The organism is Streptomyces sp. ASQP_92, assembly GCF_025399895.1.
Lineage (GTDB): Bacteria > Actinomycetota > Actinomycetes > Streptomycetales > Streptomycetaceae > Streptomyces.
Genome location: NZ_JAODUA010000075.1, coordinates 1 through 255 on the forward strand (window position 1 = coordinate 1; position 255 = coordinate 255).

A 255-nucleotide genomic window follows, 5' to 3' on the forward strand; every position below is an offset into this window, starting at 1 on the left:
CCGACACCGGGAGCCTGGCCGGCGACCTGCGTACCTACGCGGCTCAAGTGGCCCGCGAGATCACCGGACCGGACGGCCTCGCGGTGGTGCGCCTGGCCGTCGCCCTGGCCAATGACGGCCGTCCGGGCATGCAGGCGCGTGACGAACTCCGAGACGAACGCACCCGGCAACTTCGGTCCATGCTCGATCGCGCCCGCGAGCGTGGCGAGCAGGCACCCGACGCGCTGGACGTGCTGGACCACATCCTGGCCCCGA

Annotated in this window: 1 protein-coding gene; it reads left to right on the plus strand. The window is 72.5% G+C overall.

All coding sequences use genetic code 11. The annotated features are described in order from the left end of the window. Positions 1-255 (plus strand): TetR-like C-terminal domain-containing protein (locus N4G70_RS36965; protein WP_261717169.1); only part of this gene is annotated, 255 nt, incomplete at both ends.